A 24,075-nucleotide genomic window follows, 5' to 3' on the forward strand; every position below is an offset into this window, starting at 1 on the left:
CGCGCCTTACAGGCCGGAGTCGGACGTGCGCACCAGGATGCGGCCGCAGTTCTCGCAGCGGACGACCTTGTCGGGCGCCGCCGCGCGGACCTCGTTGAAGTCGGTGATCGACAGCTCCTGGCGGCAGCCCTGGCAGGTGCGCTGGTACAGCTTGGCCGCGCCGATGCCGCCCTGCTGCTGGCGCAGCTTGTCGTAGAGCTTCAGCAGGTCGGCGGGGACGGAACCGGCGATGACCGCGCGCTCCTTCGTGACCGACGCGGCCTCGCCGTCGATCTCCCCGAAGGCGGCGTCCCGGCGCGCGGTGGCGTCGTCGATCTTCGACTGGACGGAGCTGACCCGCTCGGTCAGTTCGCCCACCCGCTCCTGAGCGCCCTCGCGGCGCTCCATGACCTCCAGGACGACGTCCTCGAGGTCGCCCTGCCGCTTGGCGAGGGAGACGATCTCCTTCTGGAGGTTCTCCAGGTCCTTGGGGGAGGTGACGGCGCCCGAGTCGAGGCGCTGCTGGTCACGGGCGGCGCGCTGGCGGACCTGGTCCACGTCCTGCTCGGCCTTGGTCTGCTCGCGGGCGCAGTCGCTCTCCTCGGTCTGCGCGGCCACCAGGAGGTCGCGCAGCTGCGTGAGGTCCTTGGTCAGCGAGTCGATCTCGGCGTGCTCGGGCAGCGACCTCCGCTTGTGCGCGAGCTGCTGGAGGCGGACGTCGAGTGCCTGGACGTCGAGGAGTCGGATCTGGTCGGCGGGCGCGGCGTTCAGTTGGGGGCTCCCAGTGGGTCAGAAGTGGCGGCGGACGCCGCGTGGGCGGTCCAGGGGTCGGTGACCGTCTTCGAGACGTGGACCCGCAGGTCCCATCCGTTCCGGTCGGAGATCTCGTCGAGCTGCGTGGCGGCCAGCTCGCACCAGGGCCACTCGGTGGCCCAGTGCGCCGCGTCGAGCAGCGCGAGAGGACTGTGGGCGCGATCCGCCATGAACTCCGACGCCGGGTGGTGGCGCAGGTCCGCGGTGAGGAAGGCGTCGACGCCGGCCGCGCGTACGTGGTCGAAGAGGCTGTCTCCGGAACCACCGCTCACGGCGACCGTGCGGACGATCGCCTCGGCGTCACCGGCGACGCGGATGCCCTGCGCGGTGGCGGGCAGCCGTTCGGCGGCGCGGGCGGCGAACTCGCGGACCGTCAGCGGATGGTCCAGCTCGCAGACGCGGCCCAGTCCGCGACGGCCCTCGGGGTCGGTGGGGTCCGGCACGAGCGGACGTACGACACGCAGGTCGAGCGCTCCGGCGAGCGCGTCGCTGACTCCCGGGTCGGCCGTGTCGGCGTTGGTGTGGGCCACATGCAGCGCGACGTCGTTCTTGATGAGGGTGTGCACCACGCGGCCCTTGAAGGTGGAGGCCGCGACCGTCGTCGTACCGCGCAGGTAGAGCGGATGGTGGGTGACCAGCAGGTCGGCGCCCAGCTTCACCGCCTCGTCGACGATCTCCTGGACCGGGTCGACGGCGAACAGGACCCGGGAGACCCCCTGGTCGGGGTCGCCCACGACGGTGCCGACCGCGTCCCAGGACTCGGCCCGCGCGGCGGGCCACAGGTTCTCCAGCGCGGCGATGACTTCAGACAGACGGGGCACGGGAGCAAGGCTACCTGGCCGTTCTGCCCGGTTGTACCGGCTGTGCCGTGCTGTGCCGGCTGCGCCCGCGCCGCTCGGGACCGCTGCCACTCAGCACACGGGACCACCACCACTGCGCACACGGGACCATTACCGCTCAGCACATAGGTCCCGGGTCTGCTCAGCACATCGGTCCCGGTTTGCTCAGGAGAATCGCTTCTTCGCCATCCTTATGTGTGAAGTGACCGCTGGGCGGTCCCACGTCCGTGCGTACGAAAACTAGCTTCGTCGCCGGAGGTGACCGAACGATGACGGCCTGTGCGATCGAACCTTCGGCAGCCGACGAGGACGACGGTGCGCCACTGGCGGGCTGCACGATCACGGCGGACGGCTCCTACGCGGCACGCCTCGCGCGGGACGGCCACTCCTGGTTCCCGGAGCGCTGGACACTGGACGGCCCCGAGCCGTACGCCGTGCCGCTGCCGGGCCACCAGCCGGAGGAGCCCGGCACCGAGGTGCAGCCGATGGGGGACGGACGGGTCCTCATCCACCGACTGGTGGATGGACGGCACACCTTCTCCCTCCTCTACCCCACCGGTCCCGGCACCGGTGAGCTGCCCCTGGGGGCGATCGAATGCCCGCCCGAGGACAGCCGGCTGCGGCTGCTGCCCCCGGCTCCGGGCGGCGAGCGGGCGTACGCCCTCGCCGTGGGCCGGCGCTCCACGGCCGTGTGGCTGGTGGCGGGCGGCGCCTTCGGGCCCGAGCATCTCGCCGAGCTGCCCGGGCGCTGCTCGGGCGGGGTGTGGCTGGACCGTGCGGGGCGGATGCTGGCCCTGAACCGGGAGGCGGGCGGCCGGACCAAAGCGGTCGTGGTGGACCTGGAGCGCGGTGGCGAGGTGTCGCCGCTGCTGCAGATCGCGGCTCACAGCGACGACCGGGTGCTGCTCGCCGACCCGGACAGCGGGCTGCTGCTGATCCGCTCGGACGCGCCCACCCCGGGTGAGGGCCGGCTGGGCTGGGGGGTCCTGGGGAGCATGCTGCCGGTGCGCTTCCCGGAGTGCCTGCGGGTGCCGGAGTGCACGGTGACACCGTTCGCGAGCCAGCCGGGGCAGGCGCTGATGCCGGAGAGCTGCGCGGTGGCGCTGCGCGTCGACGGGCCGCTCGGCAGCTGGGTCGGTGTGTGGCGGCCCGCCGAGCGGCAGGTGCACCATCTCGCGGCGCCCGAGGGATGGCTGGCCGGCGCCGGGCTGTGGACGCCGAAGGGTGTGCTGCGGCTGCCGTATGCCACGGAGGCGGTGCCGTGCGGGGTGGCGGGGGTGGCGGTGCCCGCGGCTCCGACGACGGTGGCCCTGCCGACAGCGACGGTGCCGACGGCGACGGCGACGGTGGAGCCGGAGAAACCTCCGGAACCGGAACCTCCGCAGCCGGTCGCACCGCGCCCTGTGCCCTTGCAGCAAGCACCGCTGGGACGTCTTGTAACGAAGTAGTGCCGGTTGGCGTGGCCGCCTGGATTCGGCCCGAGGTGGGTTGGTTAGACTCGCCCGGCTGTAAGAAGGATCATGTTGACGGGGTGAAGTTTCCGATGAGCGACGCAAGCACGACGCAGCCGCTGTCCTCCGACACCTGGGAGGACTCCGGCCACGGCAGGCACCGCGGTCCGGTCGCGGCGCAGGACGGCGAGACGGCCCCTCACGGCCGCCACCGCAGGCCGGCCGAGGAAGCCGAAGCGGCTGCCTGACGGTACGCAGGAAGGGGCCCGCACGTCGGCCGGCAGTCAGCCGGCGTGCGGGCCCCTTCCGCTTTTCTGCCTCCCGGCTGCTCTGCCTCCCAGCTGCTCTGCCTCCCGGCTGCTCTGCCTCCCGGCTGCTCTGCTTCCCAGCTGCTCTGCTTCCCGCTTCCCTGCTCTCTACCGGCGCCTCAGCCCCAGTACCTCCGCCGCCGCGAACGTCTCCCCCTGCGGACGGTCCGCGTAGTGCGGGGTGAGCAGGGCGTCGAGCTCGTCGTACGTGAAGGTGTCCTGCTTGCTGTCGAACTTGGCCTGGACGCGGGGACGTTCCACGATCGCCACCATGCCGCCGTGGACGACGAGCAACTGCCCGTTGATCCGCTCGGCAGCCGGCGAGGCCAGGTAACCGACGAGCGGGGCGACGTGTTCGGGGGCGAGCGGATCGAGGCCCTCGGCCGGCGGCTCGAATCCCGCTCCGACGAAGACGTCCTCGGTCATGCGGGTGCGGGCGCGCGGGCAGATCGCGTTCGCCGTCACGCCGTACCTGGCCAGGGCGAGGGCCGTGGAGGTGGTCAGGCCGACGATTCCGCCCTTCGCCGCCGCGTAGTTGGGCTGTCCCGCCGAGCCGGCCAGGAACGCCTCCGACGAGGTGTTCACGATCCGCCCGTACACCGGCCCGCCCGCCGCCTTCGACCGCTCCCGCCAGTGCGCGGCCGCGAAGTGGGTCGTGTTGAAGTGACCCTTGAGGTGGACCCGTATCACGGAGTCCCACTCCTCCTCGGACATCGAGAAGACCATCCGGTCGCGCAGGATGCCCGCGTTGTTGACCAGGATGTCCAGCTTCCCGAACTCCCCGACCGCCGACTCCACCAGCGCACGGGCCTGTTCGAAGTCGGCGACGTCCCCGGTGTGGGCGAGGGCCCGTCCCCCCGCCGCCCGGATCTCCGCGGCGACATCCTCGGCGGGACCGGCGGAGGCCGTGCCGGAGCCGTCCCGCCCCGGCTGCCCGTAGTCGTTGACGACGACGGCCGCGCCGAGCCGGGCGAGCTCCAGCGCCTCGGCCCGGCCCAGTCCGCGGCCGGCGCCGGTGACGACCGCGGACCGTCCCTCGAGTGGCAGTGGCGGTGACAGTGACATCAAGTCCCCTTCACTACAGGTGGGTTCAGAGCGCCCTTCACCGCAAGTGGGTTCAGAGTCCCCTTCGGTACAGGTGGTTCAGATCTCGATGCACGTGCGCAGGGCCGTTCCCGTGCGCATCTGGTCCAGGGCCTCGTTGATCTCGGCCAGCGGTACCCGGTGGGTGATCAGGCCCGCCAGGTCGATGCGGCCGGCCCGCCACAGGGCGATGGTGCGCTCGTACGAACGCTGGACGTCTCCGCCGCCGTACATCGAGGGCAGGATGCGCTTCTCGTCGAAGAACAGCTCGAACATGTTGAGCTGGAGGTGGTCGTCCATGGCTCCCGCGCCGACGACGACGAGTGTGCCGCCGCGCCGGGTGTTCTCGTACGCCGCCCGGGCGGTGGCCGACCTGCCGACGACCTCGAAGACGTAGTCGAAGCCCTCACCGCCGGTGACCTGCTGCTTGGCGCCCGGCAACTCGTCCGGCGAGACGGCCTTCGTGGCGCCGAACCTGAGGGCGGCCTCGCGGCGGGCGGCGACCGGGTCGACGGCGACGATCTCGGCGGCGCCCTTGAGCCGCGCCCCCTGGATCGCGGAGATGCCCACTCCCCCGCACCCGATGACGGCGACCGACGAACCTGCCGCCACGTCCGCCGTGTTGAGGGCAGCGCCGAGTCCGGTGGTGACACCGCAGCCGATGAGGGCGGCTATGTCGAAGGGCACGTCGTCGGGTATCGGGACCGCGCACCCGGCGTCGACGACGACCTCCTCGGTGAAGGTACCGGTGCCCGCGAAGCCGAAGACGTCCCCGCCGGGGCGCCTGAAGTTGGGGGTGCCGGCGTTCATGAACCCGGCCAGGCACAGTTCGGTCTGGCCGCGCTTGCAGGCCGGACAGGCGCCGCAGGCCGGCAGCCAGCAGACCACGACCCGGTCTCCGGGCTCGAGATGGCCGACGCCTTCACCGACCTCGAGTATCTCGCCCGCGCCCTCGTGCCCGGGCACGAACGGCGCGGGCTGCGGCAGCACCCCGCTCATCGCGGACAGGTCCGAGTGGCACAGCCCCGTGGCCCGCACCCGGATCCTCACCCTGCCGGGGCCGAAGCCCACCGCCTCGACGTCGTCGAGGACTTCCAGCTTGTCCTGGCCGATCTCCTGCAGTACGGCTGCGCGCATGGTGCGGCTCCCCTCGACGGTGGGCGGGCTCAAGTACGTGGACTCAGACGGATGCACTCCGGTGCGTGGGACTCAGGGGCGGACTCAGGTGGTGGACTCGGATGGGCGGACTCGGATGGTGCACTCGGACGGGCGGACTCAGACGGTGCACTCCGGTGCGTAGGACTCAAAGGGCCGAACTCGGACAGGCGGACTCAGACGGTGGGCTCAGGAGTGCTGGACGACGGTGTCGGCGAGGACGGGCGCGTCGTCCCTCCCCCGCTCTCGGCTTCGCTCGAGCGGGGGGACCCCCATGACGGCGTTCACGACGACCCTGGTCTCCCCGTCCCCCTGCCGCCACATGCGGATGCGCAGGGTCTCGCCCGGGTACACGACCCCGGCGAAGCGGGCGGCGTACGCGCGGACCCGGGTCACATCGCCGCCGAGCTGCGTGTCGACGACCGCCTTCAGTGTCATGCCGTAGGTGCACAGGCCGTGCAGGATGGGCCGCTCGAAGCCGGCGACCTTGGCGAACTCGGGGTCGGCGTGCAGCGGGTTCCAGTCGCCGGAGAGGCGGTAGAGGAGGGCCTGGTCCTCGCGGACGGGTCGTTCGACGACCTGGTCCGGTGGGCCGGCCGGGGGGTCGAGGCGCGTGGACGGGCCGCGGTCGCCGCCCCAGCCGCCTTCCCCGCGTACAAAGATGTGCGCGTCGTTGGTCCACAACGGGCCGTCGGCGTCGGCGGCTTCGGTGCGCATGACCAGGACGGCGGCCTTGCCCTTGTCGTACACGGCGGCGATCCGGCCGGTGGCGGTCGCGGTGCCCTGGACGGGAATGGGGCGGTGGATGGTCAGCGACTGCCCGCCGTGCAGGACGCGGGCCAGTTCGACGTCGACGCCGGGCATGGACAGTCCGCCGATCACGCCGGGCTTGCCGGCACCGGCGACGGTGGCGAAGCTGGGCAGGACGTGCAGCCGGGACTCCAGGGTGTAGCGCAGCTCGTCGGGGTCGGTGGCGGGGCTGATTTTGTCAGGATTCGCGCCGGCGCCGATGCCGAGGTGATAGAGCAGGACGTCCTTGCTGTCCCAGGTGATCTCGCCGATGCGGGGTTCGGCGGCGAGTGCCTTGGCTGCGTCGATGGGCATGGGACTCCTGAGGGTGACGGCTGACACTGGCGGCTGACAGGGACGGCCGGCGGGGACGGCGGGAAAGACCTCGGTACGGCCGTCCGCACCGTCGGCCGCACCGAGGTCGTCACGGAGCCACGGAACCCGCCAGTTCTAGAACGCGTTCCAGCACGGCGAACCCCTGTATAGCCCAGGCCCCAGCACTTGTGAAGCCTCCTGACGGAGTGTCAGCTTCGGATCCAGTGACACCGGTGACACCAGTGACACCGTCGATACCGTTGATACCGGTGACATCCGGGGGCAATGACATTTGTCCTGCCCGAGTCCGTACAAGCGCATCTGCCCGGCGGGCACCCCGGTCCGTAACGTCGACGGCATGACACAGACGCAACCGGCCGTGTCCTTCACGGGGGCGGTCAAGGCCTTCGGCGCGGTACGCGCCGTCGACGGGCTCGACCTGGAGATCGCGCGCGGAGAGACGGTCGCGCTGCTGGGGCGCAACGGAGCCGGGAAGTCCACGGCGATCGCACTGCTGCTCGGGCTGTACGAACCCGAGGCGGGCAGAGTGGAACTGTTCGGCGGCCCTCCGGAGCGGGCCGTGCGTGCGGGCCTGGTGGGCGCCATGCTCCAGGAGGCGCGGGCCGTCCCCCGGGTCACGGTCCGCGAGTTGGTCTCCTTCGTGGCCGGCCGCTACCCGGCACCGATGCCCGTCGGGCAGGCCCTGGAGCTGGCCGGTATCGCCGAGCTGGCCGGGCGGCGCGTCGACCGGCTGTCCGGCGGCCAGGCGCAGCGCGTGCGGTTCGCGGTGGCGCTGGCCGGGAACCCCGCGCTGATCGTCCTCGACGAGCCGACCGCGGCCCTGGACGTGGAGGCACGGCACGCCTTCTGGGGCTCGATGCGCGGACATGCCCGCCGCGGCCACACCGTCCTGTTCTCCACCCACTACCTGGAGGAGGCCGACGCGCACGCCGACCGGATCCTCGTCGTCGACCGCGGCCGGATCGTCGCGGACGGCACGGGCGAGCAGCTCAGGCGGGCGGCGGGCGGCAACCTGGTCTCCTTCGACCTGGCCGGCCGCGGCACCGAGGGCCTGTCCCTGCTGCCTGGCGTGCGCTCGGTGGAGGTCCGCGGGGAACGGGCGCTGCTGCGCTCCGAAGACTCCGACGCGACGGTGATCGCGCTGGCGGAACTGGGTGCGATACGTGGCCTGGAGGTCGTACCGGCGTCGCTGGACGACGCGTTCCTGGCCCTGACGTCACGCGCGAAGGAGACGGTGTGATGTGGGACTACCTGCGGCTCGAGGTACGCCGGACGCTGCGCGACGCCGGCTTCGTGATCGGCGGGATCGCGATGCCGGTGATGATGTACCTGCTCTTCACCAACCTCGGCGAGAACGACCGGAGTTGGAAGACGGTTTCCATGGTCGGCATGGCCGCCTACGGTGCGGTCGGCTCCGCCCTCAACACCGGCGGCGGGGTCGCCGAGGACCGGGCGATCGGCTGGCTGCGGCAGCTGAGGGTGACCCCGATGACCCCGCGCGAGGTCGTCACCGGCCGGGCGCTGACCGGCTCGGTCACCGTGCTCCCGGCGCTCGTCGCGGTGCTCGCGGCGGGCGGCCTGGTCAACGGCGTACGGCTGGCGGTCTGGCAGTGGGCGGCGATCGCGGTGCTGCTGTGGCTGGGCTCGATCCCCTTCACGCTGCTCGGCCTGGGCAACGGCTACCGGCTGACCGGGCAGACGACGGGCGTGGCGAACATGGTGTGCAACCTGGGTCTCGCGGTGGTCGGCGGCCTGTGGTTCCCGGTCGCCGTGTTCCCTGGTTGGCTGCGCTCCCTGTCCGCGTACACCCCCACCAACCGCTTCGCCCAGCTCGGCAGGTCCGTCGCCGACGGCCACGCTCCCACGCCCGGCGCGATGCTCGTACTGACGGCCTGGCTGCTGCTGTTCGGTTCGTACGCTGTGTTCTCGTACCGCCGCAGTGCGGGAAACGTCTGATCGGGGGAGACAGGGACATGTCCTGGTTGCGGAAGGCGTCGTGCCGACTCGAGGCGTGGCAGGCGGCGCGGGCGGACCGGAAGGCGGAGGTGGAGCGGTTCAAGGCCGACCGGCGCGCCGCTCGCAGGACCGGCAAACGGGTCGAGCACCCGGGCCCGGCGCCCACCGGCTTCTCCCTGCTGCCGTGGCTGCTGATGGGGATGGGCGCCTTCTCCAACCTCCTCCAGGGCCGGACCGCTCAGCCGTGGCTGGGCGGCGTGGGCCTGTTCGTCTTCAACTCCCTCTACATCTACGTGGTGTTCCGCTCCTTCGTGAAGGAGGCGCGCGAGTCGCTCTCGACCCGTGGGGCGCTCGTAGTGATGGGCCTGGTCACCTGCGGGCTGGCCATCGGATACGGCGGCAGCTGGCTGTACTTCTTCCCGCTGCTGGGACTGGCCACGGGCGCGGTCGTACGGGGCCCGTGGCTCGGCCGGATCGCTTTCGCCCTGACCGCGATCGCGGCACTCGTGTCCTCGGTCCGGGCCGGCTGGGACGCGGTGAACGTCGCCTACGGCACGTTCCTGTCGACGATGGTCACCGCCGCGATCCTGTCCCTCTCCGAGGCCGTACGGGAACTGCGCGCCGCCCGTGAGGAACTGGCCCGGCGCGCGGTCGAGAAGGAACGCCTGCGCTTCTCCCGCGACCTGCACGACCTGCTCGGGCACACGCTGTCGGTGATCGTGGTGAAGTCGGAGGCGGCGCGACGGCTGGCGCCCCGGGACATGACGGCCTCGCTGGCCCAGATCGCGGACATCGAGTCCGTCGGCCGCCAGGCGCTGACGGAGATCCGCGAGGCGGTCACCGGCTACCGCGACGGCAGCCTGGCCACGGAACTGGACCGGGCCCGCTCCGCACTGACCGCGGCAGGCATCGAACCTGCGGTACGGCAGTCGGGGCCGCCACTGGTGTCCCAGGCAGAGGCCCTGCTCGGGTGGGTGGTGCGCGAGGCGGTCACGAACATCGTCCGGCACAGCGGCGCCGCCCGCTGCGAGATCGTCGTGTCCGGAAGCGAGGAGCGAATCCAGCTCACGGTCACCGACGACGGAACCGGCCCGACGACCCGCCCGACGACCGGGCCGGCGCCCGAGTCCGGTGGCGGCACCGGCCTCAAGGGCCTGACGGAGCGCCTCGCGGCAGCGGGCGGCTCCCTGTCGGCCGGCCCCGGCCCCCGGGGCGGCTTCGTGGTGCGCGCGGAACTCCCGGTGGACACGACGGAACTGGACGGGGTGACGGCGGGACAGACGGGGGCGTGAGCGGGGCGAGCGTGCGCGTGAGCGGGGCGGAACTCAACGCGCCCGCCCCAGCCACGCGCCCCCGCTCAGACCCGACCGCCCTACCCTTGCCCCGTGAACGAGATGCCCCGGGATCACCGGACCGCGAAGTCCATCAGGGTCCTGCTCGCGGAGGACCAGGGAATGATGCGCGGGGCGCTGGCCCTGCTGTTGGGGATGGAAGCGGACATCGAGGTCGTGGCGCAGGTGTCCGCCGGGGACGCGATCGTGGACGCGGTGCTGACCCACCGTCCGGACGTCGCGCTCCTCGACATCGAGCTGCCGGGCCGGAGCGGCCTGGACGCCGCCGCCGAGCTGCGCGACGAGGCGCCCGACTGCCGGGTGCTGATCCTGACCACCTTCGGGCGGCCCGGGTATCTGCGGCGGGCCATGGAGGCGGGAGCCGCGGGCTTCCTCGTCAAGGACGGGCCCGTGGAGGAACTGGCCGTCGCCATCCGCCGGGTGCTGACCGGGGAGACGGTGATCGACCCGGTGCTCGCCGCGGCCGCGCTGAGCGCGGGACCCAACCCGCTGACCGCCCGCGAGTGCGACGCGCTCAAGGCCTCCGCGGACGGCGCGACCGTCGCCGACATCGCCGCCCGGCTGCACCTCTCCGAGTCCACCGTCCGCAACTACCTCTCCTCCGCCATCGGCAAGACCGGCACCCGCAACCGCATGGAGGCGATGCGGGAGGCCCGCCGCCAAGGGTGGCTGTGATCACTTGAAGTGCTCTCCTCCCTTCGCAAGCTCAGGAAGGCGATTCCGTTGCCTCACTCCGCGGAACTCGCAGAACCTCCAGAACTCCCGGAACCTCCCGAAATCCCAGAACCCGCAGAAGTCACGGAACTCGCCGAACTCGCCGAAGACTCCGAAGACTCCGAAGTCGCGGCGGACTTCCGCGGCAGCCACAGCAGCATCAGCACCGCGCCCGCCAGCAGCACCGCCGTCGAGGTACGGAACACGAGCGCGTAGCCCTCGGTCAGCGCCTCGGGCGTCCCGCTGCCTCCCGTGCGCGCTGCCGCGATCGTCGACATGACCGCGAGCCCCAGCGACCCGCCCATCGTGCGCGAGGTGTTGACCAGCCCGGACACCAGCCCGGCCTCCCCCGGCGCCGCCCCCGACGTGGCCAGCGCGGCCAGCGGGGTCGCCGCCAGGCCGGCGCCCAGCATCATCAGGATGCCCGGCAGCATGATCGCGGTGACGTACGCCCCGTCCGCGCCCATCGTCGACTGCCAGCCGAAGCCGGTGGCGGCCACCAGCGTCCCCAGCACCGCCACCGTGCGCGCCCCGGCGGTCCGCATGAGCCGCGGCGCGAGCTTGGAGCCGAGGACGACCGCGAGGGAGCTCGGCACCAGCGCGAAACCGGCCTCCAGCGGGGTGTAGCCCAGCACGTTCTGCGCGTACAGCGTCATGAAGAACCACATGCAGAACATCGCGGATCCGCTGGTGAACATGCCCGCGTTCGCGGACGCCACCGACCGCAGCCGCAGCAGTCCGAGCGGCATCAGCGGGGCCGCCGTACGGGCTTCGACGGCGAGGAACAGCCCGATCAGCGCGAGCCCGGCGGCCAGCGGCACCAGCGTGGCCGCCGCCGTCCACCCTTCGGCCTCCGTCTGCGAGATGCCGTACGCCAGCGTGGCGAGCCCGCCCGTCACCAGCAGCGCGCCCGGCAGGTCCAGCCGCCGCCCGTCCCCGGCGCGGCTCTCCACCAGCCACCGCAGGGAGCCGAGGAGGACGACCGCGCCGATCGGCACGTTGATCAGCAGCACCCAGCGCCACGACAGCACGTCCACCAGCACCCCGCCGACCAGACCGCCCGCGGCCCCGCCGCCCGCGCCGACCGCCGTCCAGGTCGCTATGGCCCGCGCCCGCGCGGCGCCCTCCGGGACGGCGGAGGTCAGGATCGTCAGCGTCGAAGGCGCCAGGACCGCCGCGCCCAGCCCCTGCACGGCCCGCGCGAGCAGCAGCTGCCAGTCGTCCTGGGCCAGCCCGCCGCCCAGCGAGGCCAGGGTGAACAGGGCGAGCCCCGTCAGGAACATCCGCTTGCGCCCGTAGAGGTCACCGGCCCGGCCGCCGAGCAGCATGAAGCCGGCGAAGGCGATGGCGTACGCGTTCACCACCCACTGCAGCCCCGAGGCGCTCAGCCCGAGGTCGGAGCGCATCGACGGCAGCGCCACGTTGACGACGGACACGTCGAGCACGACAAGGAACTGTCCGGCACAGGCGAGCGCCACCACCAGCCAGGTGGGGGGCGGCGCCGTACGGCGGGACACGCGGGTGATGTCAGCGGCTCCGGGCATGGGCGTCATGGTCTCAACCGGCCCGCACCGCCTGCATCGGGATTTCGGCCCGAGCGTCCTCCGCCGCAGGGCCTAGGCCCACTTCGCGGGGCCCAGGTCACTCCGCTGGGCAAAGGTCAGCTCGCAGGTTACTTCAACATCACCAAGGCCGCTTCCCCAAGACAAGGTCAAGAATTCGTTAGTACGCCAAAGCATCGGAATAGTTGCCCGGGCACACGGGTTCAGCCTCCACGTATCCCGCACGGATTCGACTCCCACGATCCCGCACGGATCCCACTCCCTCGACGTTTCTTCCGGCCTGGAGGCCTCACTCAATGACGCACACGACGACCGACCAGCCCACCCGGAGAGCGAGCGGGGCCGTCGTCCCGGTCCTCGCCTTCGCGGGCATCGTTGTCGCGGTGATGCAGACCCTGCTCGTCCCGGTCATCAAGGACTTGCCGCAGCTGCTGGCCACCGAGCCCAGCAACGCCACCTGGGTCCTGACCTCGACGCTGCTCTCGGGAGCCGTGGCCACGCCGATCATGGGCCGCCTCGGCGACCTCTACGGCAAGCGGCGGATGCTTGTCCTCAGCCTGGCCGTGATGGTGGTCGGCGCGCTGGTCAGCGCCCTCACCAGCGACCTGATCACCATGATCGTGGGCCGTGCGCTCCAGGGCTTCGCGATGGGTGCCATCCCGCTCGGCATCGGCCTGATGCGCGACATGCTGCCCCGCGAGAAGCTCGGCTCGGCGATGGCCCTGATGAGCTCCTCGATCGGCGTCGGCGGCGGCCTCGCGCTGCCCGCCGCGGCCCTGGTCGCCCAGCACGCGGACTGGCACGCCCTCTTCTACGGCGCCGCCGCCCTCGGCGTCGTCTGCATCGTCCTCACCCTCCTCGTCGTGCCGGAGTCGCCGGCCCGCGCCGAGGGCACCTTCGACCTGCCGGGCGCGCTCGGCCTGTCCGTCGGCCTGGTCCTGTTCCTCCTGCCGGTCACCAAGGGCAGCGACTGGGGCTGGTCCTCCGGCACCACGCTGGGCCTGTTCGGCGCGGCGGTCGTCGTCCTCGTCCTGTGGGGCGTGATGGAACTGCGCGTCAAGGCCCCGCTGGTGGACCTGCGCACCACGGCCCGCCCCGCCGTCCTCTTCACCAACCTCGCCTCGATCATGGTCGGCGTCTCCTTCTACGTCGTCTCCCTCGTCCTGCCCCAGCTGCTCCAGCTCCCGAAGGCCACCGGCTACGGCCTCGGCCAGTCGATGGTCGCCGCGGGCCTGCTGGTGGCGCCGCTGGGCCTGACGATGATGCTCACGGCGCCCGTCTACGCCCGTCTGTCGGCGAAGTACGGCCCCAAGGTCACACTGATCATCGGCATGGTGATCATCGCGATCGGCTACGGCGCCGGGCTCGGCCTGATGAGCGCCGCCTGGCAGAGCCTCGTCATCGCGGTCGTCCTGGGCGCGGGCATCGGTCTCGCCTACTCCTCGCTCCCCGCGCTGATCATCGGCGCGGTCCCGGCCTCGGAGACGGGCGCGGCCAACGGCCTCAACACCCTGATGCGTTCGATCGGTACGTCGGTGTCGAGTGCCGTGATCGGCATGGTCCTCGCCAACACCGCGAACAACGTGAACGGTGTCGCGATCCCGACCATGCACGGCTTCCGCGTCTCCTTCCTGATCGCGACGGGCGCGGTCGCGGTCGGTCTGATCATGGCCCTCCTCCTGCCCCGCGCGCGCCCGGCCACCAGGACGCAACTGCGCGCGAGCAGCGAGGAGGAGGCCAACCTGGAGCGCGCCGAGGAGGTGCTGCGCGGCTTCCGTGGCCGCGTCCTGGACGCCGACGGCGCGCCGGTCGCCCGCGCCAAGGTCACCCTGATCGACCGCCGGGGCCGCCAGGCGGGCGCGACGCTCTCCTCGGACGACGGCAGCTACGCCCTCGCCGTCCCCGCCCAGGGCGCCTACGTCGTGGCCGCCCGCGCCACCGGCCATGGCCCCCTCGCCTCGTCGGCGACCCACGCGGGCGACGACCGTCCGGTGGACCTGGACCTGCCGTTGCCGACGGAGACGGTCACCGCCTGACCACCACCTGACCCCGCCCGACCATCGCTGCCCGCACCCCCTGTCGCCCGCCGACGGGGGGTGCGGCAGCATGGGCGCCCAGAGGTACGTACGACCGAAAGGACCCCCATGCCCGCGGCACCCAAGCCCGAGATCCTGGCCGCGTTCGAGGCCGCGAAGGGGTTCATGCCCGTGGACGAGGGGCTCGCGGTGTACGCGGCCGCCGTCGAGGCGGGCGCGCTCGGGCTGCCGCTGCTGGAGGTCGGCACCTACTGCGGCCGCTCCACGGTGCTGCTCGCCGACGCGGCCCGCGCGACCGGGGTCACCGCGATCACGGTCGACCACCACCGGGGCAGCGAGGAACAGCAGCCGGGCTGGGACTACCACGACCCGGAGACGGTCGACCCCGAGATCGGCCTGATGGACACGCTGCCCACCTTCCGCCGCACGCTGCACAAGGCCGGCCTGGAGGACCACGTGGTGGCCGTGGTCGGCCGGTCCCCGCAGATCGCGGCCTTCTGGAACTCACCCCTCGGCCTCGTCTTCATCGACGGCGGCCACACCGACGAGCACGCCACCGCCGACTACGAGGGCTGGGCACCCCATGTCGCCGAGGGCGGGCTGCTGCTCATCCACGACGTCTTCCCGGACCCGGCCGACGAGTTCACGGGGCAAGCCCCGTACCGCGTCTACCTCAGGGCGCTGGAGTCGGGCGCGTTCACCGAGGTCTCGGCGACGGACTCCCTGCGGGTGCTGCGGCGCACGGGCGTGGGGATCTAACGGGGCTGAGGGACTCAAGGGCTGAGGGACCGGGAGACCGAAGGGCCGCCGGGACGCCGGACCGACGGGTTGCCGGGTCGCCGGGCCGCCGGGACGCCGGGACGCCGGGACGCCGGGACGCCGGGACGAACGGCCGCCGGGCCGCCGGGACGCCCGGTCGCCGCCCGGACACGACCGAGCCGTCCGCCTGGTTCCCCCGTGGCGGACGGCTCGTGTCCTGGTGTTCAGAGATCCGGTTCGGCGGCGGCGACGTAAGCGTCCTGGGCCGCTGGACGACACCGGCCGGGGCCGGCGGCGGGATTCGAACCCGCGTCGCTCTCTTGACAGGAGAAGTACCCGCAACCTGCGCACCTGAACGACCACCACCGTAGCCCGAGGTCACCGGGCGGGCATCCGAATTTCCGGCGTCGCGCCTCGACGGTCCGGGACGGCCGACCCGGGCGCCGGGTGCGGGACGGTTAGGGTGGCTGTCGTGTCGTACCGAGGCCCGGAGTTCGAACCCGCCCAGCCCCGCCGCTCCCCGCTGCGCCGTCCGCTGGTCGTGACGCTCGCCGCGCTGGTGCCGGGGGCGCTGCTCGGCTGGGTGGTGTACGCGGCGGACGCCGGCCCCGGTGACGCGGGCGGTTCGGACCAGGCGGCGGTGGGGGCGCCGACGAGCGGTCCCGTCTCCCCCACCGGTTCCTCCCCCACCGCCGATGACGAGCAGCCCCCTTCGACGCCGGCCCCCACCACCTCCGGCTTCCTCAAGGGCAAGGTCGTCGTCATCGACCCGGGCCACAACCCGAACAACTTCCGGCACACCGCCGAGATCAACCGCAAGGTGGACATCGGCACGAACCGGAAGGAGTGCGACACGACCGGCACGTCCACCAACTCCGGTTACGCGGAAGCCAGGTTCACCCTCGACGTGGCCCAGCGGCTGCGCGCGCTCCTCCAGTCGCAGGGCGCCACGGTGAAGCTGACGCAGGACGGCGACCGTTCGTACGGGCCGTGCGTGGACGAGCGGGCCCGGATCGGGAACACCGCCCACGCCGATGCCGTCGTCTCCATCCACGCGGACGGCTCGGCGGCCGGCAACCGCGGCTTCCATGTGATCCTCCCGGCGTCCGTGCACGCCGGGTCCGCCGACACCCGCGCCATCGCCGCTCCCTCCCGCGACCTCGGCGAGCGCATCGCGGGCGACTTCGTCCGCGTCACGGGCAGTGCGCCCTCCAACTACATCGGCGACGGCACCGGTCTCGTCACTCGTAAGGACCTGGGCGGTCTCAATCTGTCAACGGTTCCCAAGGTGTTCATCGAGTGCGGCAACATGCGCGATACCAAGGACGCGGCACTGCTCACCAGCGGCGCCTGGCGGCAGAAAGCGGCGCAGGGGATCTCTGAGGGAATCGTGAGTTTCCTGCGCGGGTAGTGATCAGCGCGCTGATCCAGGCGGACAGCCCGATCGTTCGGACGATAATGTCAATCCCTACGATGGGGCCACCCCCGCGCTTCACACCAGGGCCGGCAGGCGACATGGTGACAGCGATGCCTCCACCGATGACGAGACGACTGACGAAGGACCTGAAGTGAATATCCGCTCCCTCACTCGAGGCGACGGCGTGGTGATCGGAGCAGCGGTATTGCTGTTCATCGCGTCGTTCTTCGATCTCTACTCGATCGACGGGATCCCCGACAGCTACGACCTCCCGAGCCTGTGGGGCAGCGGAGGGGTCGTCCTCGGGGTCGTGCTGGCGGGGATCATCGGCGCCGTGTTCATCGTCGTCTCCCGGGGTCTGCCGCAGCCGCCCAAGGTCGCGGGTCTGGACCTGGGCCAGTTCGGCGTCGCGTTCGCGGTGTTCGCCGCGTGGAGCGCGCTCGGCAACGTCTTCGACCCGGCCGGCGGTTACGACAACGTCGGCAACGACTCCAGCGGCCCCACCGCCGGCACGGGCCTGATCCTGGCCCTGATCGCCACGCTCATCCTGGCCGCGGCGGCAGTCGCCAGCCCGCTGGTCGCCGCGCTGCAGGCCCCGCTCGTCCCGGCCCCCAAGCCCCCGGCCCCGCAGCCCTACGGCGCCCAGCCGCCCGGCGGTTACGGCTACCCGGGCGCGCCGCAGCCGCAGTACGGCGGTCAGCCTCCGTTCGACGGCGGTCAGGCCCCGTACGCCGGCCAGCCGCCGCAGCCCCAGCCGCAGGCGCAGGCCCAGCAGCCGACGCCGCCGGCCGGGGACTTCTCCCCGTTCTGGTTCGCCGTACCGGTACCGCGTCCGCTGTTCGCGGAGGACGGCTCGCCGACGCCGATCGCCGAACTCGCCCCGGGCACCTGGTACCTGGCGGTCGAACAGAACGGTCCGGCTCTGGTCGCGCAGACGCAGGACGGCCGCCGTGGCGTGCTGCGGGACACCTCCGGGATCCAGCGCGGCTGACGTTCGTCACCTGACCGGCCCCTCGCCCTTCCGGGCGGGGGGCCGTTGTCGTACAGTCACCACCCCTGACTGACACTCCGTCAGACGGCTGGAGGCGGTATGCGGCTCGGTCTCGCACTCGGCTACTGGGGCCGCGGCCCCTCCGCGGACCACGTCCCGCTGGCGCGGGAGGCGGAGCGGCTCGGCTACGACTCCGTGTGGACGGCCGAGTCCTGGGGCTCGGACGCCTTCACCCCGCTGACCTGGATCGCCGCCCAGACCTCAAGGATCAGGCTGGGTACGGCGGTCGCCCAGATGGCGGCCCGCTCGCCGACGACCACCGCGATGCACGCGCTGACGCTGGACCACCTCTCCGGCGGGCGCATGCTGCTCGGCCTCGGGCTGTCCGGCCCGCAGGTCGTCGAGGGCTGGTACGGCCGCCCGTTCCCGAAGTCGCCGCTGACCGCGACCCGGGAGTACGTCGACGTCGTACGGCAGGTGCTGCGGCGGGAGGCGCCGGTGGAGCTGGACGGCCGTTTCCACTCCCACCCCTACCGTGGCCCGGACGGCACCGGCCTCGGCAAACCACTGAGGCCGATCACCCATCCCCTGCGCCCCGACCTGCCGGTCCTGCTCGGCGCCGAGGGCCCGAAGAACGTGGCGCAGACGACCCGGATCGCGGACGGCTGGCTGCCGCTGTACTGGGCGCCGAACCGGCCCGAGGTGTACGGGCCGGCGGTCGCCGACCTGCCCGACACCCGCGAGGGATCGAGCGGAGGTGACTTCCTCGTCGCGCCCATGGCCCAGGTGCGGGTCTGCGACGACGTCGCCGAAGGCCTCCTCCCCGTCAAGGCCATGCTCGGCTTCTACATCGGCGGCATGGGCCACGCGGCCCGCAACTTCCACGCCGATCTCATGGCGCGCATGGGGTACGAGGAGGAGGCGCGGCGGATCCAGGAACTGTTCCTGTCCGGCCGCCGGGAGGAGGCGGTACTGGCCGTCCCGGACGCCTTCGCCGACGAGATATCGCTCGTCGGACCCCGTGAACGCATCGCCGAGCGGCTGGAGTCGTGGCGCAAGGGTCCCGTGACGGACCTGCTGGCCCTGGTACGGGACCCCCACACCCTGCGCGTCCTCGCCGAGCTCAACTCCTAGCCGGCCAGGGCACGCCCTACGAGCCGCTCAGCTGACCGGCCGACGGCACCGTGTTCGTCACCTCGGCGCCCGCGCTCCTACCGGCTCCCTTGACCTGGTTGATGATGTCGTCGAAGGCGCCCACGACCGAGTCGGTCGAGTCGCCCCTGCGCAGCATGGACGGCAGGTTCCTGAGCGCTTCGATGCCCTCGGTGAGGGGGGCGACAGCCCTCGAGAGCGCGGGGTCGCCCTGGGCGTTGCGCGCCGCGGCCTTGAGCCGGTTGTACGCGAACCCGCCCGCGGCGGCGGCCTTCACCAGGGCGAGCCTCCTGCCCTTGGCGCCTTGCTCGAACTTTCCGGCCCTCCAGGGTTTGACGATCCACTGGTAGACGGCACCGGCCGCGAGGCCCGCGTTGGCGACGAAACGGGTCTTGGCGAGCCTCTGCCGCTCGGCGGAGGCCGTCGGACTGGCGGAGGCCGTCGGACTGGCGGCGGCGACGGCGACGGTGCCCTGCGCGGAGTTTCCCCCGCTGGCGTAGGCTGTGGCGCCGGCGACCAGGGCACAGCAGAGGGTGAGTGCCACGACGAGGCGGCGTATCGGTACGGGCACGGAGTCCTCCCTACGTGTGAGGGGTTCTCCTGGCAGGTTCACCCCGCACCGCCGTGTCCGCCACTTGGGGGAACGGGCGGATACCCCCCGGACGCACCGGTTTTCTCCAGGTTTCAAACGGGAATCCGGGGCCAGACGGAAAACATGTCCACTCGATATCGCACTGGTTCCAACTCCGCCGGGACGGTCATAGCGGTGGTCGCCGACGTCATGGCCGTCATCCTCGGACTGTGGATCCTCATGTACCTGCTGGACGCCAACCCGGCCAACGACCTGGTGCAGTTCGTCCACGACGCGGCCAACTGGCTCGCCGGCTGGTCCCGTGACCTGTTCACCTTCGACAAGGCCTGGGCCCGCGTCATCGCCGGCTACGGCCTGGCCGCCGTGGTCTACCTGTTCGTCGGCCACGCCATCGCCAACCGCGTCCACCGGCACTGACAGACGAAACGAGGACCTGCTCGCAGAGGACCTACTCGCAGCAGTCCGGGTCCAGGCCCATCGGCAGGAACTCGCCGCCGAACACCGCGCAGGTGGCATCGTGGCCGCCCAGGGCCGCCACGGCCAGAAGCAGGGAGCCCGCCGTCCAGGTGGTCAGCTCCTGCGGCCAGATCGTCTCGTCGTCGAAGACGTAGCCCGTCCAGTACAGGCCGCTGTCCGCGTCCCGCAGGTGCTGGATCGACTGGAGGATCTCCAGCGCCCGGTCGGACTCGCCCATCACCCAGAGCGCGAGGGCGAGTTCGGCCGACTCGCCGCCGGTCACCCACGGGTTGGGGATCACGCAGCGCACCCCGAGGCCGGGAACGACGAAGCGGTCCCAGGCCTCCTCTATCCGGGACTTGGCCTCGGCTCCGGTCACGGCGCCGCCCAGCACCGGGTAGTACCAGTCCATCGAGTAGCGGCCCTTGTCGAGGAACCGCTCCGGGTGGCGCCGGATGGCGTGCCGGAGCGCGCCCGCCGCCAACTCCCAGTCCGGCTGCGGCTCTTCGCGCTGCTCGGCGATCGCGAGCGCGCAGCGCAACGCGTGGTGGATCGAGGAGCTGCCGGTCAGCAGCGCGTCCGCGGTGGCCGTCCCGTCGTCCTCGCGCCGCCAGCCGATCTGCCCGCCCGGCTGCTGGAGCCCGAGGACGAACTCGACCGCCGCGACGACCGCCGGCCACATCCGGTCCAGGAAGGTGTCGTCGCCGGTGGAGAGGTAGTGGTGCCAGACGCCTACGGCGATGTAGGCGACGAAGTTCGTCTCGCGGGCCCGGTCGGTGACGTCGTCGAAGGCCCCGTCCGCGTACGCCGCGTACCAGGAGCCGTCCGCGTTCTGGTGCCTCGCCAGCCAGGTGTACGCCCGGTCGGCGGCCTCGTGCTCGCCCGCCGCGTCCAGCGCCATCGCGGCCTCGGTGTGGTCCCACGGGTCGAGGTGGTGCCCTCGGAACCACGGGATCGCGCCGTCCTCCCGCTGCACGTCGAGGATGCCGCGAACGGTCGCGGCAGCCTGCTCGGCGGTGAGGACCCCGGGCAGGACCAGGTGTTCTGTCCGGGGGGTGGTCACTTGGCGTCCGCCTGGGACGTCCCGGAAAGACGGGGCAGATGCGGCTTGGTCGCGTACGCCACGAAGCTCTTGCCGATCAGCGGGTTCAGCGCCTGCTCGGCGACCCGGGTGGCCAGCGGTTTCTTCATGATGTCCCAGACCAGCAGCTTGTGGTACGCCCGCACCGGCAGCGCCTTGTCGTTGTCGACGCCGAACGCGCACTTCAGCCACCAGTACGGCGCGTGCAGCGCGTGGGCGTGATGGGTGCCGTACGGGCGGAGACCGGCTTCCTTGATCTTCGCGAGGAGCTCGTCCGCCTTGTAGATGCGGATGTGGCCGCCCTCGACCTCGTGGTAGGCGTCGGACAGGGTCCAGCAGACCTTCTCGGGGCCGTAGCGCGGCACGGTGATCGCGATGCGCCCGCCGGGCTTGAGCACACGGACCATCTCGGCGAGTACGCCCTTGTCGTCCGGGATGTGCTCCATGACCTCGGAGATGATCACGACGTCGAACGACTCGTCGGGGAAGGGGAGGGCGAGCGCGTCGCCCTCCATGGCCGTCGCGGTGGCGCCGGCCGGGGCCTCGCCCGCCTCCTTCATCGCCGCGAACCACTTCGCGACCTCGCGGATCTCGTCGCCGTTCTGGTCCAGGGCCACGACCTGCGCACCACGCCGGTAACACTCGAAGGCGTGCCGGCCCGCTCCGCAGCCGAGGTCCAGGACTCGGTCGCCCGGGGCGAGCGGGAACCGGGAGAAGTCGACGGTCAGCACGTGGCCCTGCTTTCGGGATAGACGCCGGTAACGCTTGTCGAGGTCGAGGTCGCGGATGCGGAAAGGCCGGAACTCATGCCCGCGGAGGGGCTGGAGCTTCTGCCCGTGGAGCGGGCGACGGCCTCGCGGTAGTGGGCCACCGTGCCCTCTGCGGCGCGGGCCCAGGTGAAGTGGGCCAGCACCCGCTCACGGCCGGCGCGACCGAGTCGTAGCCGCAGCTCCGGGTCGCCGAGAAGTCTGCTGAGCCCGGCGGCCAGCGCGCCCGCGTCGCCGGGCGGTACCGCCAGGCACGTCTCGCCGTCGCGCCCGGCGACCTCGGGGATCGCCCCGCCGGTCGTGGCGACCAGCGGCGTGCCCGTGGCCATGGCCTCGGCGGCCGGCAGGGAGAAACCCTCGTAGAGGGACGGCACGCAGGCGACCTGCGCCGAGCGCACCAGGTCGACGAGTTCCGCGTCGGAGATGCCCTTGACGAACTCGACGGCGCCTTCGAGGCCGTACCGCTCGATGGCCTGGGCGACCGGCCCGTCCTCGGCGCGCTTGCCGACGACGACGAGATGGGCGTCGGGGTGTTCCGTGCGTACCTTCGCCAGCGCCTCGACGAGGAAGACCAGGCCCTTCAGCGGCACGTCCGCGCTGGACGTGGTCACGATGCGGCCCGACACCTGCGGGACGGACGGATCGGGCGAGAACAGGTCGGTGTCGGCGCCGATGTGGACGACGTGGATGCGGTCCTGGCGGACGCCCAGGTGGTCGACGATCTCCTGGCGGGAGGTGCCGGAGACGGTGAGCACGGAGGGCAGCCGGCGCGCCACGCGCTTCTGCATGCGGGTGAAGCCGTACCAGCGGCGTACGGAGAAGCGCCGCTGCCAGCCGTCCGCCGCGTCCAGCTCCAACTGGCGGTCCACGGTGATCGGGTGGTGGATGGTGGTGACCAGGGGCGCGCCGACGTCGCCCAGCAGCCCGTAGCCCAGCGTCTGGTTGTCGTGGACGACGTCGAAGTCGCCGCGCCGGGCGCGCAGGTGGTGGCGGGCGCGGAGGGAGAACGTCAGCGGTTCCGGGAAACCGCCGGTCCACATCGTGGCGACCTCGAGCGCGTCGATCCAGTCGCGGTACTCGTCGCGGCCGGGGGTGCGGAAGGGGTCGGGCTGGCGGTAGAGGTCGAGGCTGGGCAGCTCGGTGAGGCCGAGCCCGTCGTAGCCTTCGTCGAGTACGGGGTACGGCTGCGCGCCGATGACCTCGACGCGGTGGCCGAGGCGGGCCAGCTCGCGGGAGAGGTGGCGGACGTAGACGCCCTGGCCGCCGCAGAACGGGTTCCCTTTATAGGTGAGGAGCGCGATGTTGAGCGGTCGCTCGCCGTCCGCGGCGAGATCCTCCTGAGGACCCGCCTGACTGGCCTCAGCGGTCACTCTGGGCCCCCTTCTGCGTGCACTGTCCCGCGACATTACGCCGGGACGCTAATCTAGAACAAGTTTCAGACTTGATCGTTCGGGAGGCTCTGAATCTACCGGCAGGTAGGGGAGCTGTGAGCAGTGGATCAGGTGATTCACGCCACGGCGGACGACTCTGCCATGCTGTCTGATCACTCACCCTCACCGACTGTCACGGAACGGGATCCATGCCTGCGGAAGCCAAGGTGATTAAGGTGGAAGCCAGCGCCGACAGACCGGCCCTCCCGCCCCTCACGGAGCGGCAGGAGGCGCGCCGGCGCCGCATCCTGCACGCGAGTGCACAGCTGGCCAGCCGGGGCGGTTTCGACGCGGTGCAGATGCGCGAGGTCGCGGAGTCCTCCCAGGTGGCGCTCGGCACGCTCTACCGCTACTTCCCGTCCAAGGTGCACCTGCTGGTCGCCACCATGCAGGACCAGCTGGAGCACATGCACGGCACGCTGCGGAAGAAGCCACCGACGGGCGACACGGCCGCGGAGCGGGTCGCGGAGACGCTGATGCGCGCCTTCCGGGCGCTCCAGCGCGAGCCGCACCTGGCCGATGCGATGGTCCGCGCGCTGACCTTCGCGGACCGCAGCGTCTCCCCCGAGGTCGACCAGGTCTCCCGGCAGACCACGGTGATCATCCTGGACGCCATGGGGCTGGAGAATCCCAGCCCCGAGCAGCTCTCCGCGGTCCGCGTCATCGAGCACACCTGGCACTCGGCCCTCATCACCTGGCTCTCGGGCCGCGCCTCCATCGCCCAGGTCAGGATCGACATCGAGACGGTGTGCCGGCTGATCGACCTCACGTCCCCGCAGGAACAGGGCTGAGGGCAGGCACGCAAAGGACCTACGAGACGGGTTCCCTTCGCCGGTATTACCCGGATCAGGTGATGGGGGTCGCCTTCTGGTCCGACTACTACCTTCAGGCCTCTCAGCCCAACCGTCGACGTCGGCCACAGCGGATGCTTCGGCAGGTGCCTCTGCGTCTCGCCAAAGTCGGCTACTCCGGTTGAACTCCCTCACTCGCCTCGTAGGCCAATAACAGGATAGAACACGCAGAGCCGGACACAACACCCCTAATCGGAATTTTTTCT

Annotated in this window: 23 protein-coding genes and 1 riboswitch; of the genes, 13 read left to right on the forward strand and 10 right to left on the reverse strand. The window is 71.7% G+C overall.

Going from position 1 to position 24,075, the window contains the following annotated elements; translation table 11 throughout:
- Positions 1-6: 6 nt before the first annotated feature.
- A complete protein-coding gene (locus ACFY16_RS06490) occupies positions 7-750 on the reverse strand; it encodes a zinc ribbon domain-containing protein (protein WP_390646108.1) in 744 nt (247 codons plus the stop codon).
- Complete coding sequence (locus ACFY16_RS06495; RefSeq protein WP_390645927.1) at positions 747-1,613, reverse strand: Nif3-like dinuclear metal center hexameric protein; 867 nt, start codon at positions 1,611-1,613, stop codon at positions 747-749. Before ACFY16_RS06495 ends, ACFY16_RS06490 begins: the two co-directional genes overlap by 4 nt.
- A gap of 287 nt (positions 1,614-1,900) precedes the next feature.
- Here ACFY16_RS06495 and ACFY16_RS06500 point away from each other — a divergent pair, with 287 nt between their 5' ends.
- Both ACFY16_RS06500 and ACFY16_RS06505 read left to right on the forward strand, forming a co-directional pair.
- A complete protein-coding gene (locus ACFY16_RS06500; protein ID WP_390645928.1) occupies positions 1,901-3,079 on the forward strand; it encodes a hypothetical protein in 1,179 nt (392 codons plus the stop codon).
- A gap of 95 nt (positions 3,080-3,174) precedes the next feature.
- On the forward strand, positions 3,175-3,330 hold the full coding sequence (locus ACFY16_RS06505) for a hypothetical protein (RefSeq protein WP_390645929.1): 156 nt from the start codon (positions 3,175-3,177) through the stop codon (positions 3,328-3,330).
- A 168-nt stretch (positions 3,331-3,498) separates the two neighbouring features.
- On the opposite strand, the gene ACFY16_RS06510 is transcribed toward ACFY16_RS06505, so the two are convergent.
- The 3 genes from ACFY16_RS06510 to ACFY16_RS06520 form a co-directional block, all read right to left on the reverse strand.
- On the reverse strand, positions 3,499-4,455 hold the full coding sequence (locus ACFY16_RS06510; protein ID WP_390645930.1) for a 3-oxoacyl-ACP reductase: 957 nt from the start codon (positions 4,453-4,455) through the stop codon (positions 3,499-3,501).
- A gap of 78 nt (positions 4,456-4,533) precedes the next feature.
- Positions 4,534-5,610 carry a Zn-dependent alcohol dehydrogenase gene (locus ACFY16_RS06515; RefSeq protein WP_390645931.1) on the reverse strand — a complete coding sequence of 359 codons (1,077 nt, stop codon included), beginning with the start codon at positions 5,608-5,610 and terminating at the stop codon, positions 4,534-4,536.
- Between the two features lie 207 nt (positions 5,611-5,817).
- A complete protein-coding gene (locus ACFY16_RS06520; RefSeq protein ID WP_390645932.1) occupies positions 5,818-6,732 on the reverse strand; it encodes a MaoC/PaaZ C-terminal domain-containing protein in 915 nt (304 codons plus the stop codon).
- Between the two features lie 358 nt (positions 6,733-7,090).
- Between ACFY16_RS06520 and ACFY16_RS06525 the strand changes: the two genes are divergently transcribed.
- The 4 genes from ACFY16_RS06525 to ACFY16_RS06540 all read left to right on the forward strand — a co-directional run bounded on the left by ACFY16_RS06525 (position 7,091) and on the right by ACFY16_RS06540 (position 10,736).
- Positions 7,091-7,993, forward strand: coding sequence for an ABC transporter ATP-binding protein (locus tag ACFY16_RS06525; protein ID WP_390645933.1), 903 nt, complete (start codon positions 7,091-7,093; stop codon positions 7,991-7,993).
- On the forward strand, positions 7,993-8,709 hold the full coding sequence (locus tag ACFY16_RS06530) for an ABC transporter permease (protein ID WP_390645934.1): 717 nt from the start codon (positions 7,993-7,995) through the stop codon (positions 8,707-8,709). The genes ACFY16_RS06525 and ACFY16_RS06530 overlap by 1 nt, the downstream gene beginning before the upstream one ends.
- A 17-nt stretch (positions 8,710-8,726) precedes the next feature.
- A complete protein-coding gene (locus tag ACFY16_RS06535; RefSeq protein WP_390645935.1) occupies positions 8,727-10,001 on the forward strand; it encodes a sensor histidine kinase in 1,275 nt (424 codons plus the stop codon).
- Positions 10,002-10,103: 102 nt separating this feature from the next.
- Positions 10,104-10,736, forward strand: a complete 633-nt coding sequence (locus tag ACFY16_RS06540) for a response regulator (RefSeq protein ID WP_390646109.1) — start codon at positions 10,104-10,106, stop codon at positions 10,734-10,736.
- Positions 10,737-10,789: 53 nt separating this feature from the next.
- Here the strand turns inward: ACFY16_RS06540 and ACFY16_RS06545 are convergent, their stop codons facing one another.
- A complete protein-coding gene (locus ACFY16_RS06545) occupies positions 10,790-12,328 on the reverse strand; it encodes an MFS transporter (RefSeq protein ID WP_390645936.1) in 1,539 nt (512 codons plus the stop codon).
- A gap of 305 nt (positions 12,329-12,633) precedes the next feature.
- Between ACFY16_RS06545 and ACFY16_RS06550 the strand changes: the two genes are divergently transcribed.
- The 5 genes from ACFY16_RS06550 to ACFY16_RS06570 all read left to right on the forward strand — a co-directional run bounded on the left by ACFY16_RS06550 (position 12,634) and on the right by ACFY16_RS06570 (position 18,674).
- A complete protein-coding gene (locus ACFY16_RS06550) occupies positions 12,634-14,373 on the forward strand; it encodes an MFS transporter (RefSeq protein WP_390645937.1) in 1,740 nt (579 codons plus the stop codon).
- A gap of 108 nt (positions 14,374-14,481) precedes the next feature.
- Positions 14,482-15,132 (forward strand): class I SAM-dependent methyltransferase, encoded by a 651-nt coding sequence (locus ACFY16_RS06555; protein WP_390645938.1) that lies wholly within the window; start codon positions 14,482-14,484, stop codon positions 15,130-15,132.
- A gap of 472 nt (positions 15,133-15,604) precedes the next feature.
- Entirely contained in the window at positions 15,605-16,543 is a 939-nt protein-coding gene (locus ACFY16_RS06560) for an N-acetylmuramoyl-L-alanine amidase (protein WP_390645939.1), read from the forward strand.
- Between the two features lie 157 nt (positions 16,544-16,700).
- Positions 16,701-17,540 carry a hypothetical protein gene (locus ACFY16_RS06565; protein ID WP_390645940.1) on the forward strand — a complete coding sequence of 280 codons (840 nt, stop codon included), beginning with the start codon at positions 16,701-16,703 and terminating at the stop codon, positions 17,538-17,540.
- A 99-nt stretch (positions 17,541-17,639) separates the two neighbouring features.
- The gene (locus ACFY16_RS06570; protein ID WP_390645941.1) at positions 17,640-18,674 is read left to right on the forward strand and encodes an LLM class F420-dependent oxidoreductase; all 1,035 of its coding nucleotides are present in this window, start codon (positions 17,640-17,642) and stop codon (positions 18,672-18,674) included.
- 16 nt (positions 18,675-18,690) lie between these two features.
- On the opposite strand, the gene ACFY16_RS06575 is transcribed toward ACFY16_RS06570, so the two are convergent.
- Entirely contained in the window at positions 18,691-19,263 is a 573-nt protein-coding gene (locus ACFY16_RS06575) for a hypothetical protein (RefSeq protein ID WP_390645942.1), read from the reverse strand.
- A 144-nt stretch (positions 19,264-19,407) separates the two neighbouring features.
- Here ACFY16_RS06575 and ACFY16_RS06580 point away from each other — a divergent pair, with 144 nt between their 5' ends.
- Positions 19,408-19,701 carry a hypothetical protein gene (locus ACFY16_RS06580; RefSeq protein WP_390645943.1) on the forward strand — a complete coding sequence of 98 codons (294 nt, stop codon included), beginning with the start codon at positions 19,408-19,410 and terminating at the stop codon, positions 19,699-19,701.
- Positions 19,702-19,732: 31 nt separating this feature from the next.
- On the opposite strand, the gene ACFY16_RS06585 is transcribed toward ACFY16_RS06580, so the two are convergent.
- From ACFY16_RS06585 to ACFY16_RS06595, 3 genes are read right to left on the reverse strand one after another with little or no spacing between them, the layout of a single operon-like run.
- Positions 19,733-20,803 (reverse strand): prenyltransferase/squalene oxidase repeat-containing protein, encoded by a 1,071-nt coding sequence (locus ACFY16_RS06585; protein WP_390645944.1) that lies wholly within the window; start codon positions 20,801-20,803, stop codon positions 19,733-19,735.
- Complete coding sequence (locus tag ACFY16_RS06590; protein ID WP_390645945.1) at positions 20,800-21,552, reverse strand: class I SAM-dependent methyltransferase; 753 nt, start codon at positions 21,550-21,552, stop codon at positions 20,800-20,802. The genes ACFY16_RS06585 and ACFY16_RS06590 overlap by 4 nt, the downstream gene beginning before the upstream one ends.
- The gene (locus ACFY16_RS06595) at positions 21,546-22,958 is read right to left on the reverse strand and encodes a glycosyltransferase family 4 protein (protein ID WP_390645946.1); all 1,413 of its coding nucleotides are present in this window, start codon (positions 22,956-22,958) and stop codon (positions 21,546-21,548) included. Before ACFY16_RS06595 ends, ACFY16_RS06590 begins: the two co-directional genes overlap by 7 nt.
- Positions 22,959-23,167: 209 nt before the next feature.
- Here ACFY16_RS06595 and ACFY16_RS06600 point away from each other — a divergent pair, with 209 nt between their 5' ends.
- The gene (locus ACFY16_RS06600; RefSeq protein WP_390645947.1) at positions 23,168-23,809 is read left to right on the forward strand and encodes a TetR family transcriptional regulator; all 642 of its coding nucleotides are present in this window, start codon (positions 23,168-23,170) and stop codon (positions 23,807-23,809) included.
- A gap of 15 nt (positions 23,810-23,824) precedes the next feature.
- Positions 23,825-24,012, reverse strand: a riboswitch (TPP riboswitch).
- Between the last annotated feature and the right edge of the window lie 63 nt (positions 24,013-24,075).

Source organism: Streptomyces sp. NPDC001315 (assembly GCF_042896175.1).
Lineage (GTDB): Bacteria > Actinomycetota > Actinomycetes > Streptomycetales > Streptomycetaceae > Streptomyces.